At 54.7% G+C, this 13,513-nt stretch carries 17 protein-coding genes; 10 read left to right on the forward strand and 7 right to left on the reverse strand.

Going from position 1 to position 13,513, the window contains the following annotated elements; genetic code table 11:
• A partial coding sequence (locus BUA85_RS12210; protein WP_131802810.1) for an integrase core domain-containing protein occupies window positions 1-210 on the forward strand: 210 nt, incomplete at its 5' end.
• Between the two features lie 386 nt (window positions 211-596).
• On the opposite strand, the gene BUA85_RS12215 is transcribed toward BUA85_RS12210, so the two are convergent.
• Window positions 597-1,280 (reverse strand): VPLPA-CTERM sorting domain-containing protein, encoded by a 684-nt coding sequence (locus tag BUA85_RS12215; RefSeq protein ID WP_072901536.1) that lies wholly within the window; start codon window positions 1,278-1,280, stop codon window positions 597-599.
• A 320-nt stretch (window positions 1,281-1,600) separates the two neighbouring features.
• Between BUA85_RS12215 and BUA85_RS12220 the strand changes: the two genes are divergently transcribed.
• Entirely contained in the window at window positions 1,601-1,954 is a 354-nt protein-coding gene (locus BUA85_RS12220; RefSeq protein WP_131802811.1) for a hypothetical protein, read from the forward strand.
• On the opposite strand, the gene BUA85_RS12225 is transcribed toward BUA85_RS12220, so the two are convergent.
• Both BUA85_RS12225 and BUA85_RS12230 read right to left on the reverse strand, forming a co-directional pair.
• Window positions 1,938-2,636: a winged helix-turn-helix domain-containing protein gene (locus BUA85_RS12225; RefSeq protein ID WP_423219910.1), complete on the reverse strand. Its 699-nt coding sequence runs from the start codon at window positions 2,634-2,636 to the stop codon at window positions 1,938-1,940. The two genes, BUA85_RS12220 and BUA85_RS12225, sit on opposite strands and share 17 nt — an antisense overlap.
• Window positions 2,614-2,895: a hypothetical protein gene (locus tag BUA85_RS12230; protein WP_072901540.1), complete on the reverse strand. Its 282-nt coding sequence runs from the start codon at window positions 2,893-2,895 to the stop codon at window positions 2,614-2,616. Before BUA85_RS12230 ends, BUA85_RS12225 begins: the two co-directional genes overlap by 23 nt.
• A gap of 163 nt (window positions 2,896-3,058) precedes the next feature.
• Between BUA85_RS12230 and BUA85_RS12235 the strand changes: the two genes are divergently transcribed.
• The 5 genes from BUA85_RS12235 to BUA85_RS12255 all read left to right on the forward strand — a co-directional run bounded on the left by BUA85_RS12235 (window position 3,059) and on the right by BUA85_RS12255 (window position 6,843).
• Window positions 3,059-3,505: a hypothetical protein gene (locus BUA85_RS12235; RefSeq protein ID WP_072901542.1), complete on the forward strand. Its 447-nt coding sequence runs from the start codon at window positions 3,059-3,061 to the stop codon at window positions 3,503-3,505.
• Between the two features lie 127 nt (window positions 3,506-3,632).
• Window positions 3,633-4,271 carry a ribonuclease HII gene (locus BUA85_RS12240; RefSeq protein ID WP_072901876.1) on the forward strand — a complete coding sequence of 213 codons (639 nt, stop codon included), beginning with the start codon at window positions 3,633-3,635 and terminating at the stop codon, window positions 4,269-4,271.
• Window positions 4,272-4,359: 88 nt separating this feature from the next.
• Window positions 4,360-5,472 (forward strand): site-specific DNA-methyltransferase, encoded by a 1,113-nt coding sequence (locus BUA85_RS12245; RefSeq protein WP_072901544.1) that lies wholly within the window; start codon window positions 4,360-4,362, stop codon window positions 5,470-5,472.
• Between the two features lie 144 nt (window positions 5,473-5,616).
• Window positions 5,617-6,177, forward strand: coding sequence for a TetR/AcrR family transcriptional regulator (locus BUA85_RS12250; RefSeq protein WP_072901546.1), 561 nt, complete (start codon window positions 5,617-5,619; stop codon window positions 6,175-6,177).
• Window positions 6,178-6,180: 3 nt separating this feature from the next.
• The gene (locus BUA85_RS12255; protein WP_072901548.1) at window positions 6,181-6,843 is read left to right on the forward strand and encodes a cupin domain-containing protein; all 663 of its coding nucleotides are present in this window, start codon (window positions 6,181-6,183) and stop codon (window positions 6,841-6,843) included.
• On the opposite strand, the gene BUA85_RS12260 is transcribed toward BUA85_RS12255, so the two are convergent.
• Together BUA85_RS12260 and mutY are read right to left on the reverse strand one after the other, a co-directional pair.
• Complete coding sequence (locus tag BUA85_RS12260; RefSeq protein WP_110559098.1) at window positions 6,840-7,982, reverse strand: alkane 1-monooxygenase; 1,143 nt, start codon at window positions 7,980-7,982, stop codon at window positions 6,840-6,842. The two genes, BUA85_RS12255 and BUA85_RS12260, sit on opposite strands and share 4 nt — an antisense overlap.
• Window positions 7,983-8,031: 49 nt before the next feature.
• The gene (gene mutY, locus BUA85_RS12265; RefSeq protein WP_072901550.1) at window positions 8,032-9,084 is read right to left on the reverse strand and encodes an A/G-specific adenine glycosylase; all 1,053 of its coding nucleotides are present in this window, start codon (window positions 9,082-9,084) and stop codon (window positions 8,032-8,034) included.
• Window positions 9,085-9,152: 68 nt separating this feature from the next.
• Here mutY and BUA85_RS12270 point away from each other — a divergent pair, with 68 nt between their 5' ends.
• From BUA85_RS12270 to BUA85_RS12280, 3 genes are read left to right on the forward strand one after another with little or no spacing between them, the layout of a single operon-like run.
• Entirely contained in the window at window positions 9,153-9,671 is a 519-nt protein-coding gene (locus BUA85_RS12270) for a DUF721 domain-containing protein (protein WP_072901880.1), read from the forward strand.
• Window positions 9,672-9,673: 2 nt separating this feature from the next.
• Window positions 9,674-10,339 carry a DsbA family protein gene (locus BUA85_RS12275; protein ID WP_072901552.1) on the forward strand — a complete coding sequence of 222 codons (666 nt, stop codon included), beginning with the start codon at window positions 9,674-9,676 and terminating at the stop codon, window positions 10,337-10,339.
• Window positions 10,339-11,460 carry a CaiB/BaiF CoA transferase family protein gene (locus tag BUA85_RS12280; protein ID WP_072901554.1) on the forward strand — a complete coding sequence of 374 codons (1,122 nt, stop codon included), beginning with the start codon at window positions 10,339-10,341 and terminating at the stop codon, window positions 11,458-11,460. The genes BUA85_RS12275 and BUA85_RS12280 overlap by 1 nt, the downstream gene beginning before the upstream one ends.
• On the opposite strand, the gene lpxK is transcribed toward BUA85_RS12280, so the two are convergent.
• Together lpxK and BUA85_RS12290 are read right to left on the reverse strand one after the other, a co-directional pair.
• Window positions 11,457-12,416 carry a tetraacyldisaccharide 4'-kinase gene (gene lpxK / locus BUA85_RS12285; RefSeq protein ID WP_072901556.1) on the reverse strand — a complete coding sequence of 320 codons (960 nt, stop codon included), beginning with the start codon at window positions 12,414-12,416 and terminating at the stop codon, window positions 11,457-11,459. The genes BUA85_RS12280 and lpxK overlap by 4 nt on opposite strands.
• Window positions 12,409-13,497: a 3-deoxy-D-manno-octulosonic acid transferase gene (locus tag BUA85_RS12290; protein WP_072901558.1), complete on the reverse strand. Its 1,089-nt coding sequence runs from the start codon at window positions 13,495-13,497 to the stop codon at window positions 12,409-12,411. Before BUA85_RS12290 ends, lpxK begins: the two co-directional genes overlap by 8 nt.
• Window positions 13,498-13,513 lie beyond the last annotated feature (16 nt).

A 13,513-nucleotide genomic window follows, 5' to 3' on the forward strand; every position in this document is an offset into this window, starting at 1 on the left:
TGGGAAAACGGATATTGCGAAAGCTTCAATGCACGGCTTCGGGACGAGCTGCTTAACGGCGAGGTTTTCTACTCGCTCAGGGAGGCGCAAATCCTTATCGAAGAATGGAGGAAGCACTACAACACCAAACGACCACACAGTGCCTTAGGCTACCGCCCACCGGCCCCGGAAACCATCGTCCCGATGGAACCCAGGCCAATAATGCACTAACATTTAAACTGGCCCAATTAGGTGGGGCTGATCAGTGCCGTCTACCACATAAAGCTACGCCACTAAATTGTCGCCTACTTCATTTAACTCTGGTTTTTGCCTCCGTTTCTGGGTTTCAGTCATCGAATACTGCCGGGGTCGCCACAGTACAGATGCCTATAGAAACCACATTTCTCATTCGTACTTTGGTCAAAAGGTCCGAGCCGTTCATTTAAGCCTATGTTGGGTCGGTTCGGCGGCAATGGGAGGTCATTTAAGTCTCAATCCTTAAGGACTAGGTTACCGGTAACGGACGATTGCGGCTTTAACGTCAGAGGCTATACAAAAAAAGGCCGCCTAAGAAGGCGGCCCACAAATTCTAACAGGTCATCTTCAGGAAAGACCGATCATTCCTTCGACTTGCGACGACGACCAACGATGGTCATCCCGCCGACGCCAGCAAGCAACATCCAACCGGCCGCTGGGAGTGGAACAGGGTTTGGCTCACCCACGATGTCGGGACGAAGAACCACGTCAATACCGGCCAATGCACCGTCTGCTTGTCCTGCGTTGTCGTTCGTCAAACCTGAAGTAAACACGAACGAAGAACCGATGAGGGTCAGTCCCGTCAACTCTGCATAACCACCGTTCGCTCCCGCATCAAAGGAGACACTATCCGTTCCACCGCCGCTTGCAGTTACGATGCCGGTTTCTCCAGATCCATTGCTGTTAGGGAAAAGGTCAAGGAAGGCAAATGCTTGAAGCACAACTTCTACGAGGTTGTTCGTTCCGGCTTCAAAAAAACTTACGGTGATTGAATCAGATGTCGCTGTAATTTCATCGTTGTCCACACCGAACCCGTCAGCCACGAAATCCAGCCCCAGACTGTTTGTTGGGGCTGCTCCACCGAAACCTTCGTTGTTGTTTGGAGCGCTTGGGCTTCCAGTTACTACGTAGTCTAGCCCCAAGATGCTTCCAGAAAGAGCCGGGCTTCCTGTCGGACCTTCAGTAAAATCGATAACAGCTGCTTGTGCTGTTGTGAACGGCAATGTGCAAATCGCTGCTGCTGCCAAGATAGACTTAGTCTTCATGCTAATCTCCCACTCACTACCAAATTCGGCTCGTTAACGCTCACAAAACTTGGATTTGTACACAGAATTTCAAAGCTAGCGACTCGCGGCCGCCAAACAAATGCCCTTTTAATGACACATTTCCGCCCCATTTGGAAGGGCACTGATTTCCACCTTGAGAAGGATTAGAATCGATTGCGGTCGCCAAAGCCGAAACGGTAAATTCTTCGTTTGACGGAACGAAATTCAATTTTCCGGCTGGATCGGAGATTCGACGCAAGCTAGACTCATGACACGCACACGGGAGATAAGTGCGGTGAGGTTAGAGTAGTACAATGTGGATGAGTGATCTCGATCATATGATCGCATACTCTGTGGCCGCGCTTGCGAGCGGGGACCAGAATAGAATTCAGTCCTTGGTGAGGGATCTGGCGGAGGATTGGCCAGCCCAATCGGCTTTGACGGTGAGCTTTGCGTTGACATCTGCAGCGGCGGAACTTGAAGGGCCGTCGATCGAAGATCAAGATGCGGCGAATTCAGCTTACCGTTTGGCGGCGTTGGTTGCGGCGGATGTCATGGCGATTGAAGCCATGGGGCAGTCGAACGCCAAGACAACGCATCTCTTGCAGTTTTGGCAGCGGGTTGATCCCTATTTTATCAAAACCGCTGGGCCGCAATTCATACCATCTTTATGACATCTTTATCGATGGCCAGAACATAGCCTTTACGGGCGACGTTCTTGACCAGCAGTTCGCTGACCATCTGATTACCTAACGTATCGCGGAGGCGTTTGATCCGAGTGGCTCCAGCGGCTTCATCGCAATCGGCGGCATTGCGGCCGGATATCACGCCTTCGATCTCGGCACCCGTCATCATTTCATCGTCCATGCGCGCTTCGGCCAGAACGGAGAGCGTTTCCATCGCTGCATCTGTCAGCTTGAATTCAAAGTCGTTGAGGTAGACGGCTTTCTGATCTCGGCTGATTGTCAGCGAATTGACCTCAATCCCCTGCCGTTCGATCCGGCTCAGGCGGCGGTTCATCGCGATCAGCATCACCAGGAAGGCAATGGCTGCGATCAGAAGTGCGGTCGCAAAGACCAACAAAACGAAAATCACGAACCGGTAGGAGGACAGCGTATCCGAAAACGCGGTGCCGGATTGGGCGAGGATTTCGAGCAATTTGATCTCGGCATTGCCTGTTAGGGTGTCGTTCTCGACAAACAACTGTTCGACCCGCGCGTCAAAGGCGTTGGCGTCAGGTAGGTTGATGAACAAAAGGACCGCCGCGACCAACAGGATCGCCACGATGGCGGCGATACCAGTAACAACAGTGCGGTTTCCGATTTCGCGGGATTCAGTAGCGGAGGTAGTTGTCACCGGCGCTATCCTTTCTTTCGTCCAAGCCTGCGTCATCAAAGACTGATAATACATTCAAGAGCGTCCAACCTTGGCTGGCGAGGCGACCTTGCAATTGCCGTTCGGCAGAGCGGACCGTGCAATCGCCTGAAATCTCGGCCACGCCGTAGTGCAGGCGCAGCGGGTCATCTTGCTTGGCCTTATAGTCCGCATAGCATGCCGCTTGCGCAGCCGTGGCTGACAAGCCTGTGACCAGAATGGAAAAAAGAAGCTGTTTCATAGGGATCAGATGACCTGTGACGGGCGTGTTATTCAATATCCGCTGATCCTATCGCGCTTGCCATCGCATAACCATCCCCCGTTATTGAGTGGCAGAGCGGGCGAGCCGCATCTTCATCCCATGACCCAAACGCACATGGTGCCCGAATAGGAAAGGTATTGGGATGTATAAGACGATGATTGCAGGTGTGACTGCGCTTTCACTCACTGTCGCCAGCGCTCAGCCCGCGCAGGCAAACGGATTTTCGGATGAAGATGTCGGCAAGCTACTGTTCGGTTTGATCGCTACATACGCGATTGGATCAGCGATTAAGAACCATAATGATCGTTCACGTTCAGAGCCGCAGCAAGTCGAACGCGCGGCGCCTGTTCATCAGGGTTGGGTGCATCGCCCAAATAGGAACGTGCTGCCTCGGCAATGTTTGCAGCGCGTCGGTACTAATTTTGGTGAACATCGGATTTTCAACCGCCGCTGCTTGCGACAGGAGTACGCCTTTGTATCCGACTTACCGCGCCGCTGCGCTGTTCGGTTGTTCACTTACCGTGGTCCGGTGCGCGGCTACGACCCTAGGTGCCTGAGAGAGAGCGGCTTCCGCGCGCGTCGGCACTAACCGTTGCGAGGAGGGGCGCGGCTCAATGCCCCAGTTGCCGCGCCCGAACTGGGCAGAAGGTTGAGACATGGCCTTCTGCCCCTTTTTCTTGTCTTGCGTCTGGCCACTCAATCTGGTGACAAAAGGTATGGCAGCCACCACACCGACCTTTGACTATGAATATGCCGCGCAACAGCGGGGTTTCCTACGGATCGCAGGTTTGGATGAAGTGGGTAGGGGGCCATTGGCCGGGCCTGTCGTGGCCGCCGCCGCAGTGCTTGACCCTGACAATATCCCCGACGGTTTGAACGACAGTAAGAAATTGTCAGCCAAACGTCGGGATGTCCTTTTTGATGAGTTGATGGATTGCGCAGACATTTCCATCGCAGAAGCAAGCGTCGCTGAAATAGACGAACACAACATCCTTCGGGCGTCCCACATTGCGATGGTCCGCGCGCTTGGCGGTCTGAAATCCCCAGCCGAATTTGTATTGATCGATGGCAATATGATCCCGCGCGGTCTGAACACCCCATCAGCGACCTTGGTTAAGGGTGATGCCAAATCACTTTCGATTGCTGCGGCTTCAATTGTGGCGAAAGTGTGGCGTGACCGTTTGATGGTGGATTTGGCGCAACAGCACCCCGGCTACGGATGGGAAAGAAACGCGGGATATCCGACAAAAGAACACAAAGCGGGACTCAAAAGCCACGGTGTCACTCCACATCATCGGCGTAGTTTCGCACCCGTACACAATATCTTGTATCAAGACAAAATCGTAACCGATTGATTCAATAAAGTTATTTACAGCGAATCGCCTCTGACTCACATTGGGGTCAACGAACGAGCGGTAAAGGCCGCCGGGACAGAGGCATAAGATGGTTACGAAAACAAAAGCGGCGAAGGCGGCGACGCTTCCGCTCAACCAAATTTTAGACGGTGACTGCATTGAGGTCATGAACAGCCTTCCGGCTGAATCCATTGACCTGATCTTTGCAGACCCTCCTTATAACTTGCAGCTACGTGGCGATCTGCATCGCCCCGACAACTCCAAGGTCGACGCGGTTGATAACGACTGGGATCAGTTCGACAGCTTCAAGATTTATGACCGCTTCACAAAGGATTGGCTGGCCGCTGCGCGTCGACTGTTGAAACCAAACGGTGCGATCTGGGTAATCGGCAGTTATCACAATGTCTTCCGCATGGGGGCAGAGCTACAGAACCAAGGGTTCTGGATCCTCAATGATGTGGTTTGGCGCAAGTCGAACCCGATGCCGAACTTCCGTGGCAAGCGTTTTACGAATGCGCATGAGACAATGATCTGGGCGTCGAAGCAGGAAGCCAGCAAATACACCTTCAATTATGAAGCACTCAAGGCTTTGAACGAGGGTGTGCAGATGCGGTCTGACTGGGTGCTGCCGATTTGTACGGGCCATGAGCGTTTGAAGGACGAAAACGGCGACAAGGCGCATCCGACGCAGAAGCCTGAAAGCCTGCTGCATCGCGTCTTGGTTGGGTCCACCAACCCTGGCGATGTGATCCTTGATCCGTTCTTTGGCACAGGCACCACGGGTGCTGTGGCCAAGATGTTGGGCCGTGATTTCATTGGGATCGAGCGTGAAGAAGCCTACCGTAAAGTCGCGACAAAACGTTTGTCGAAAATTCGCAAGTTTGACAAAGAAGCGCTTGAGGTAACGCAATCCAAACGCGCCGAACCCCGCGTTGCGTTCGGTGTACTCGTCGAGCGCGGCATGCTGCGCCCAGGTGAAGAGCTTTGGTCTCAGAACGGCCGCCACAAGGCAAAGGTACGTGCGGATGGCACGCTAATTGGGGATGACATCAAAGGATCGATCCATCAGGTCGGGGCGCATCTGGAAGGCGCGCCAAGCTGCAATGGCTGGACCTACTGGCAGTTCAAGCGTGATGGGCAAAAGGTGCCAATTGATCTGCTGCGCCAGCAGATCCGTGCAGAGATGGCTCAGCAACACTAAACTTTTTCGAATACCGCCGGTGCCTGTGGTCCGCCTGTCCGCTGGACAGGTCCACATGCACATAACTTCACCCCGCCCATTGTGGCGGGGTTTTTTCTCGTCTCAGAGGTTGCATACTGCCAATCTACCTACTAGTTGGTAGCCATGAACACACAAGACTTACTCCTAATCGAAGCCGAACGCCTTGTTCGAACCCGCGGATTTGACGCGATGAGCTTTGCTGACCTCGCCACAGCTGCCAACATCCGCAAAGCCAGCGTGCATTATCATTTCCCAACCAAGGCCGATCTCGCCGTGAAAATGATCAGTCGGTATCGGACGGATGTAGCAAAAGAACTGGAGGCGATTGCAGATGCGGCCGCCACCTCTGCTGACCGTGCAACTGGCTTCCTGACGCTCTACTTAGTTGCGTTGCAAAAGGGGGAGGCGGTCTGCCTTTGCGTCGCGATGAGTGCTGGGAAGAATAGTTTCGATAGCAAAACCTTGACCGAACTCGATGCGTTTCAGGACATGGCACTGCGCTGGCTCATCGAGATGTTTCGTACCAACGACGGCACGATCGCCGATGTTCAAGACCCAGAAAGAGAAGCAGACGCGCTGTTTGCCCTCGTTGAAGGCGCGCAATTAGTCGCGCGATCTCACACCGACGTTTCAAAATTCACCGACGCGACCGCGCTTTTTGCGACTCGTCTAAGAAAGGAATAACCCATGCGCCTTAGAGATAACTTTGCCGAACGCGTTGTTGTCACTCCGGACGATTACGAATGGGTCGCGTCGCCCGCGAACGGCGTTGACCGCATGATGCTGGATCGGATCGGGGATGAAGTGGCCCGCGCCACAACGATTGTGCGCTTTGCCCCGAACAGCCAGTTCGATACCCATGAACATGGCGGGGGTGAAGAGTTTCTGGTGCTCGAGGGCGTGTTTTCCGACGAACACAACGATTATCCCGCGGGTACTTACGTCCGTAATCCGATTGGGACGGCCCACACGCCTCACATCGGGCCAGAAGGTGCGACGATCCTCGTCAAACTGCATCAGTTCGATGAAGACGACACCGCGCATTTCCATATCAATACGCGTGAGGCTGAGTTTCGTCCCGGCGTTGCACTCGGCCTTTCAGTCCTGCCGTTGCACAGCCATACTTCGGAAAACGTGGCCCTTGTGCGCTGGGCGCCGGGTACGAAGTTCTCAGCCCATCAACATTGGGGCGGGGAAGAGATTTTCGTGATTGAAGGCACGTTTCAGGATGAGCACGGCGATTATCCGGCGGGAAGCTGGATCCGCAGCCCGCACATGTCGAAACATGATCCTTGGTCAGATGAAGGGTGTTTGATCTACGTTAAGACGGGTCACTTGCCGCAGGCTTAACGCGGCATAGGATTAGCGGCTGTTTTGTACGGCGTCCAATCTTCTATCTCGGGATAGTACCGTGCGCGCCACGCCTTGACCTTTGGGTTCATCACCTTGCGCCACAGGGTTGGGGAGAGGGCTGCGATTGTCATCACAGGGTAGCCGAAGGGCAGTTGCGGTGCTTCATCCTCATCATAGGTTTGCAGCAACGGAAACCGCCGGTCCGGTTTGAAGTGATGATCGGAATGACGCTGCAAGTTGATCAGGAGCCAGTTCGATGCCCGATGAGCAGAGTTCCACGAATGGTGTGGCTGGACGTGTTCGTATTTGCCGTCACCGAGGTGTTTGCGCGTCAGGCCATAGTGTTCGATGTAGTTGACCAGTTCCAATTGAAAAAACGCGACAAAGGCTTGCGTTGCAAAGAGCAGAACACCCCACCAGCCGGCGATCAAAACGGATAGGACTAGGAAGGCAGCCTGTAACCCCCAATAACGCCAAAACGGATTGCTGCGGTCGGTCCAAGGCAGATTCTTCCGCGCCAGCATCGCTTTCTCGGCATTAAACGCCGAAGCGTAACATTGGCACAGGACGCGGGGGAAATAGCGCCAGAAGCCTTCGCCATAGCGGGCGGTGACAGGGTCTTTGGGCGTGGCGACATAGCGGTGATGCACCAAAAGATGCTCTGACCGGAAATGAGAATAAAGGACGGAGGCCAAAAGAATGTCTGCCATCCAGCGTTCCAACTTCGGTCGCTGGTGCATCAATTCGTGGCTGTAATTGATGCCGATCGTACCCGAAATCACGCCGATCCCGATGAAGAGGCCCCATTGCTCCCAACCGTTCAGATGATCTGTCGAGGTCGCATAGATCATTGCGCCGAAAATGGTCATCACTTGGACAGGTGCCCAGATGATTGTGATGGCTTTGTACCAGAAGAGCTCTGTCTCTGGCGTCTGCGGATCCGCGTTTTCCTTGTAGAGACCGACGATCAGATCGAGGACGGAGAAGAGATACCACGTTGCGACAGGCACCAGAATGAGTGTCCAGCCACCGTTGATAGCGCTTATCATCACCAGGGGAATGAGGGCCAACGACAACCAAAACGGCGCTGCACTGGCGAGTCCGGAGTATGGTCTTGTCGATGGCATAGATGTCATTGGTTGACTTCCCTGATTATCGAGAGGCTACGATCAAACGTTCATTCACTCAATCAGGGCGTAACGTCACATGCGCCAGATCGAACACCTTGCGCATCACGGTCGGGAGGGCCGAAGGTGCAAACTCTGTATGTGGGATGAAATGGCCCATCGTTGGTTTTGCATCGGAAGGTGCCCATCCAACCATGATTTTCAGACGCAAATGAAAATGTGTGAAGGTATGGCGTGCTTCTTCGCGAAGTTCCGACCACTCCAAATCTAACGGCGGGTTAAGGCTTGGGTCTTCGTTCCACTCAGACCCCGGCCAACCAAGCATGCCGCCAAGAAGGCCCTTCTCCGGTCGGGTCTCTAGCAACCAGGCTCCATCCTCACGTCGCGCTACATAGGCGATGCCAAGGCGGATTGGCTTTGCTTTTTTTGGTAGTTTTCTGGGTAGCTCCGCAGCGGTGCCAGCAAGCCGACCTTGGCAATCATCCCGCCACGCGCAAATCCCACAAGCGGGGTTCTTGGGTGTGCAGATCGTAGCACCCAGATCCATGACGGCTTGCGCGTAGTCGCCGGGGCGTTCGTTTGGCGTATAGCTTTCTGCCAAGGTCATAAGTTCTGGTTTTGCGGTCGGTAGGGGTGTTTGCACGTTGTGCTTGCGCGCCATGACCCGCTCGACGTTCCCGTCCAACACGGTCTCTGGCAAATCAAAGGCGATGGCACTGACAGCGGCGGCGGTATAGGGGCCGATGCCGGGCAGTTTGAGCAATTCCGCATGGTCCGCTGGAAATTCCCCTCCATAATCTGCGACAACCACCCGCGCGCATTTCAGAAGGTTCCGCGCCCGCGCGTAGTATCCAAGACCGGCCCATGCCGCCATGACATCTGCATCTTCTGCCGCCGCCAAATCCTGAACCGTTGGCCAGAGGCGGATGAATTTCACAAAGTAATCCTTCACGGCTTTGACGGTCGTCTGCTGCAACATGATTTCGGACATCCAAACGTGATAGGGGTTCGGACGGATCCCCTTCTTGCGTTCCGATGGCCCCACACGCCACGGCATGACCCGCGCATGAGTATCGTACCAACTTAAAAGTTCAGCAGTCTGGTCACGCAATCTTTACCGGTCCTTCGAAACTGCCGCAGTGGCTTGGCGTCCTCTCTGCCTTAGACTAGAACAGAATGATGCGTTCGCCACGTCATAACGGAACCACGTACGGGTTTTCTCGTGCGGTGACGCTGATGCAATCCCGCATTCGCAAGGCGAGTGAGGGTCGGGGGTTTTCTGAATCTCGGCTTCTGACCCATTGGGCAGAGATTGTGGGCGAAGACACGGCCAAAGTGTCTAATCCAGTGGATATTAAGTATTCCCGCGGCGGAATGGGTGCCACTTTGACCCTTTTGACCACGGGGGCATCTGCCCCGATGCTTGAGATGCAAAAGGAGCAAATCCGCAAAAAGGTGAACCGATGCTACGGCTACAACGCGATTTCGCGCGTTCGGATTACGCAATCCGCGCCGACAGGATTCGCCGATGGTAAGGTCGCCTTTCAACACGCGCCCAAGGCTGCTAAAGCGCCCGATCGAGAGGCTGAGGGCCGCGCGCGCGAGGCCACGACTGGCGTTGAAAGCGAAGAGTTGCGACAGGCGCTTGAACGGCTCGGCGCAAATGTTATTTCAAAAGATAAGACACATAAGAGGTAGAGATGGATCGTAGAACTCTTTTAGGCACTGGCGCTGCAGCGATTGCCCTTGGCGGCGGTTTTTTGTGGACCCAGCGCGGCCAGCAAGGCGCAGGATCGAACCTTCTGGTTGGCATGGCCAACGCGCAAACGGCTGAGGCTGTTGAGATTCCGGATATGGTTCTCGGTTCTGCCGATGCGCCGGTGGAAGTGATCGAATACGCGTCATACACTTGCCCGCATTGCGCTTCCTTCCACGCCAATCAGTTCAAGCAGTTGAAAGAGAATTATATCGACACTGGCAAGGTTCGCTTCGTTTATCGCGAGGTTTATTTTGACCGCTTCGGCCTTTGGGCGTCGATGGTTGCGCGCTGCGGCGAGGGCGCTCGCTTCTTTGAGATTTCAGATATGATCTATGAAAAGCAGCGCGAATGGACGGCGTCAGGTGATCCGGCGACCATCGCAGATGAGCTGCAAAAGATCGGTAAGATCGCAGGTCTGGATCAAGCGACACTCGACGCTTGCATGCAAGACGGCGCATTCGCACAGAGCCTTGTTGGCTGGTTCCAGGAAAACGCGGATCGCGACGGGATCAACTCGACACCAAGTTTCCTGATCGACGGCGAAAAATACGCAAACATGTCATACGCTGATTTCGCTTCTGTTCTTGATGGAAAGATCAACGGTTAATGCGACCACTCGCCGGTCTGAAAGTTGTTGAACTGGCACGTATTCTGGCCGGCCCTTGGGCCGGTCAAACTTTGTCTGACCTTGGCGCTGAGGTCATCAAAGTGGAAGCACCTACAGGCGACGATACCCGCCAATGGGGCCCGCCTTTCATAGAACGGGACGGCGATACCTCTGCTGCCTACTTCCACAGTTGCAATCGCGGCAAAGCCTCCGTTGCGATTGATTTTCGGACGGATGAGGGCAAAGCTCAGCTGATCGAACTGATCAAAGACGCCGACATTCTGATCGAGAATTTCAAAGTTGGCGGGTTGAAGAAATATGGCCTCGACTACGACAGTTTGGCAGCAGAAAACCCAAGGCTGATTTACTGTTCGATCACGGGTTTTGGGCAGGATGGCCCCTATGCCTATCGGGCGGGGTACGATTACATCATCCAAGGCATGTCTGGCCTCATGTCTGTGACAGGTGAACCAGATGGCCAACCGCAAAAGGTTGGCGTCGCGGTGACGGACATATTCTCGGGCCTCTATGCGGCGACGTCGATTTTGGCTGCCGTTCAACAACGGAACGCAACCGGCAAGGGGCAGCATATTGATGTTGCGCTTTTTGATGTGGCCACTGCTGTGATGGCCAATCAGGCGATGAACTACTTGGCCACAGATGTTGCCCCCAAACGGCTCGGCAACGCGCATCCGAATATCGTTCCCTATCAGGTGTTCGATTGCAAAGACGGCTTTGCCATCGTGGCTGCGGGGAATGACGGCCAGTATCGGGCGTTTTGTGACCTGCTGGGTGTTAATGACTTGGGTACCGATGACCGTTTCGCAACCAATCCAATGCGATTGGAAAACCGCGATGCGCTGACGGATTTGTTGACGGTTGAAACCCAAAAGATCACGCGTGATGATCTTCTCTCGCGGTGTGAAGCGAATGGCGTTCCTGCGGGGCCGATCAACGATATGGCGGACGTTTTCGCCGACCCTCAAATCCAGCATCGTGGCTTGCGTTTGGAGTTGGATGGGGTGCCTTCGGTGGCGTTCCCAGTGAAGTTTTCGGATGCTGATGTCAGTCGTGAAAAAGCGTCACCCAAGATCGGTGAAGACCAGCATCTGCTAGATTAAAGGCCTTCTTGCTGGAATGCCGAATCCAAAGACGACCAATCTTCGACCTCCAACCGAATGGGAACCGTAAGCACTTTTGACCGGAAGTCGTCTGGCAAGCGAACGGCGTCTTTCTCGGTTGTCACCAACTGGGCGACCTGCGCTTTTGCTTCGGTCTCTAGTCGACGCATCAAGGCAGGCGTTAGAGGTTGGTGGTCGTCGAGAGGTTCGGACTTGATGATCTCAACGCCTAATTCGCGCAACGTGGCAAAGAACTTCGACGGGTTACCAATGCCTGCAAAGGCCAAGACCCTTAGGCCTGTCCATGTCATGCCTGTTTGCAGAGGGATCAAATGGCCTTTGGCAACGGGTTTCCCTTCCAAACCGTCGATTTCGCCTTTGCCAATGGTGAGAACTACATCGGCGCGTCTCAAACCTGCCCCTATCGGTTCCCTCAACGGGCCAGCCGGAATGACGCGCTTGTTCCCAAAACCACGGGTCGCATCAACGACGACGATGCTGATGGCTTTGGCAACGGTTGGGTTTTGAAACCCGTCGTCCAGCAGGATCGCTGTGGCGCCCGCCTCTACTGCGGCTTGAACTCCCAGCGCCCTGTCTTTGGCAACCCATGTTGGGGCGAAGGCAGATAAAAGCAAAGGTTCATCGCCGGTTTGGTCCGCGCTGTGGGTGCCTTCTTTAACCAAAACGGGGCCGGCGAGCGACCCGCCATAGCCGCGGCTGACGATATGAACGACGTGTCCCCGTTTTTGGAGGTGCTGAGCGATTGCGATGGCTGTCGGAGTCTTACCAGTTCCACCCGCATTGATGTTCCCAATGCAGATCACTGGAACTTGGGCAGTATATTGCGGCTGTTGCGCAACCCGACGGGAAGTGAGCGCCGCGTAAATCGACCCCAGCGGGGCCAAGAGCGCACTTTGCCAGCCCGGAGCGCGATACCAGAAATTCGGTTCACGCATCCAGAATGCTCCCAAGGTGTGACCTGATCTGGTTCATGACATCTGCCCCGCGAGAGGTGACTTCCCATCCGTTGCGGGCGCAATGGGCCGCCCGGTCTGCGGAGAGCATAACAGAAATAGCCGAGCCTAAGTCTTTAGGCGAATTGCATATGACGGATGCGTTGGCGTCGACCAATTGCTCAAAATGATTTGCGAAGTTTCCATAGTGTGACCCGTGGATCGAAACGGATCCAACGGTCGCCGCTGAAAAAGGGTCAATTCGGGCTCCTTCGTCGAAGCTTCCACCTATGACAGTTAGAGGCGCCATCCTAAACCAGAGCCCAGCTGTCTCGCACCCGCTTGCCACGTGGAATTGAGTGCTTTCAGTTGGCATTTCACCATCAGATTCCACTGTTACAGCGAAGCTTGCCGATCTGAGTAAATGCGCAATGCCGTCTGGGTTGTCGCTTGGAATGACGATCCCCAGCAATCGGTGCGCGCGTTTGGAGGCTTCGCGTTGCGCCGCGGCAAGTGTGTTCACTTCCGCCTCGCCAACGTGTGCCGCCACCCACATAGGACGCGGGCCAAGGCGTTGTGACAGCTCATGCCGCTGTTCCTCGTCATGTGGCAGCACATCGCCAGAGGATTGTAGCGGCCCGCTTGCGGTAATTCGGTCTTCGCGGACGCCAGCTCGGGTCAGGCCTTCTGCGGATTCTGACGTTCGAGCGAAAACATGGGAGAACTGAGACAACAGCGCTCTTGTTTTGCCGGGAAACCAGCCGCGGCCCATTCTTGGTAGCATCGCGATGCCTGCATCAGCGACGACGACATTAATGTTCCGCGCAAGAGCGGCGGCTAGGGTCGTCGGATCAAATTGTCCTCCAACCCAAAACAAGGCCCTTGGTTCAAGGTCATCCAAGAAGCGAGCGACGTCCTTGCTACGAACCGGATGCCCCATTGAGGTACCGGCTGAGTTTGGGAGCGTGACTTCAAACCAGACGGGATAACCGTCCTCTTGTAGTGCTTCCTCAAGCTCAAGCAGAACTGGAAGCTTGGTGGCGTCGTTACAACGGACCCATATTGCGAAACGGTCAGAAGACATTTTTGACGCTACTCAA

It is taken from the genome of Cognatiyoonia sediminum (genome assembly GCF_900129845.1).
Classification (GTDB): Bacteria; Pseudomonadota; Alphaproteobacteria; order Rhodobacterales; family Rhodobacteraceae; genus Cognatiyoonia; species Cognatiyoonia sediminum.

What these genes read in the sequence shown, in the direction of transcription:
- BUA85_RS12275 (WP_072901552.1), top strand. Translation starts at nt 9,674, where the DNA reads ATGGATCGTAGAACTCTTTTAGGCACTGGCGCTGCAGCGATTGCCCTT.
- BUA85_RS12230 (WP_072901540.1), bottom strand. Translation starts at nt 2,895, where the DNA reads ATGAAACAGCTTCTTTTTTCCATTCTGGTCACAGGCTTGTCAGCCACG.
- BUA85_RS12245 (WP_072901544.1), top strand. Translation starts at nt 4,360, where the DNA reads ATGGTTACGAAAACAAAAGCGGCGAAGGCGGCGACGCTTCCGCTCAAC.
- BUA85_RS12260 (WP_110559098.1), bottom strand. Translation starts at nt 7,982, where the DNA reads ATGACATCTATGCCATCGACAAGACCATACTCCGGACTCGCCAGTGCA.
- BUA85_RS12235 (WP_072901542.1), top strand. Translation starts at nt 3,059, where the DNA reads ATGTATAAGACGATGATTGCAGGTGTGACTGCGCTTTCACTCACTGTC.
- BUA85_RS12270 (WP_072901880.1), top strand. Translation starts at nt 9,153, where the DNA reads ATGCGTTCGCCACGTCATAACGGAACCACGTACGGGTTTTCTCGTGCG.
- BUA85_RS12220 (WP_131802811.1), top strand. Translation starts at nt 1,601, where the DNA reads ATGAGTGATCTCGATCATATGATCGCATACTCTGTGGCCGCGCTTGCG.
- BUA85_RS12280 (WP_072901554.1), top strand. Translation starts at nt 10,339, where the DNA reads ATGCGACCACTCGCCGGTCTGAAAGTTGTTGAACTGGCACGTATTCTG.
- BUA85_RS12255 (WP_072901548.1), top strand. Translation starts at nt 6,181, where the DNA reads ATGCGCCTTAGAGATAACTTTGCCGAACGCGTTGTTGTCACTCCGGAC.
- BUA85_RS12240 (WP_072901876.1), top strand. Translation starts at nt 3,633, where the DNA reads ATGGCAGCCACCACACCGACCTTTGACTATGAATATGCCGCGCAACAG.
- lpxK (WP_072901556.1), bottom strand. Translation starts at nt 12,416, where the DNA reads ATGCGTGAACCGAATTTCTGGTATCGCGCTCCGGGCTGGCAAAGTGCG.
- BUA85_RS12250 (WP_072901546.1), top strand. Translation starts at nt 5,617, where the DNA reads ATGAACACACAAGACTTACTCCTAATCGAAGCCGAACGCCTTGTTCGA.
- BUA85_RS12215 (WP_072901536.1), bottom strand. Translation starts at nt 1,280, where the DNA reads ATGAAGACTAAGTCTATCTTGGCAGCAGCAGCGATTTGCACATTGCCG.
- BUA85_RS12290 (WP_072901558.1), bottom strand. Translation starts at nt 13,497, where the DNA reads ATGTCTTCTGACCGTTTCGCAATATGGGTCCGTTGTAACGACGCCACC.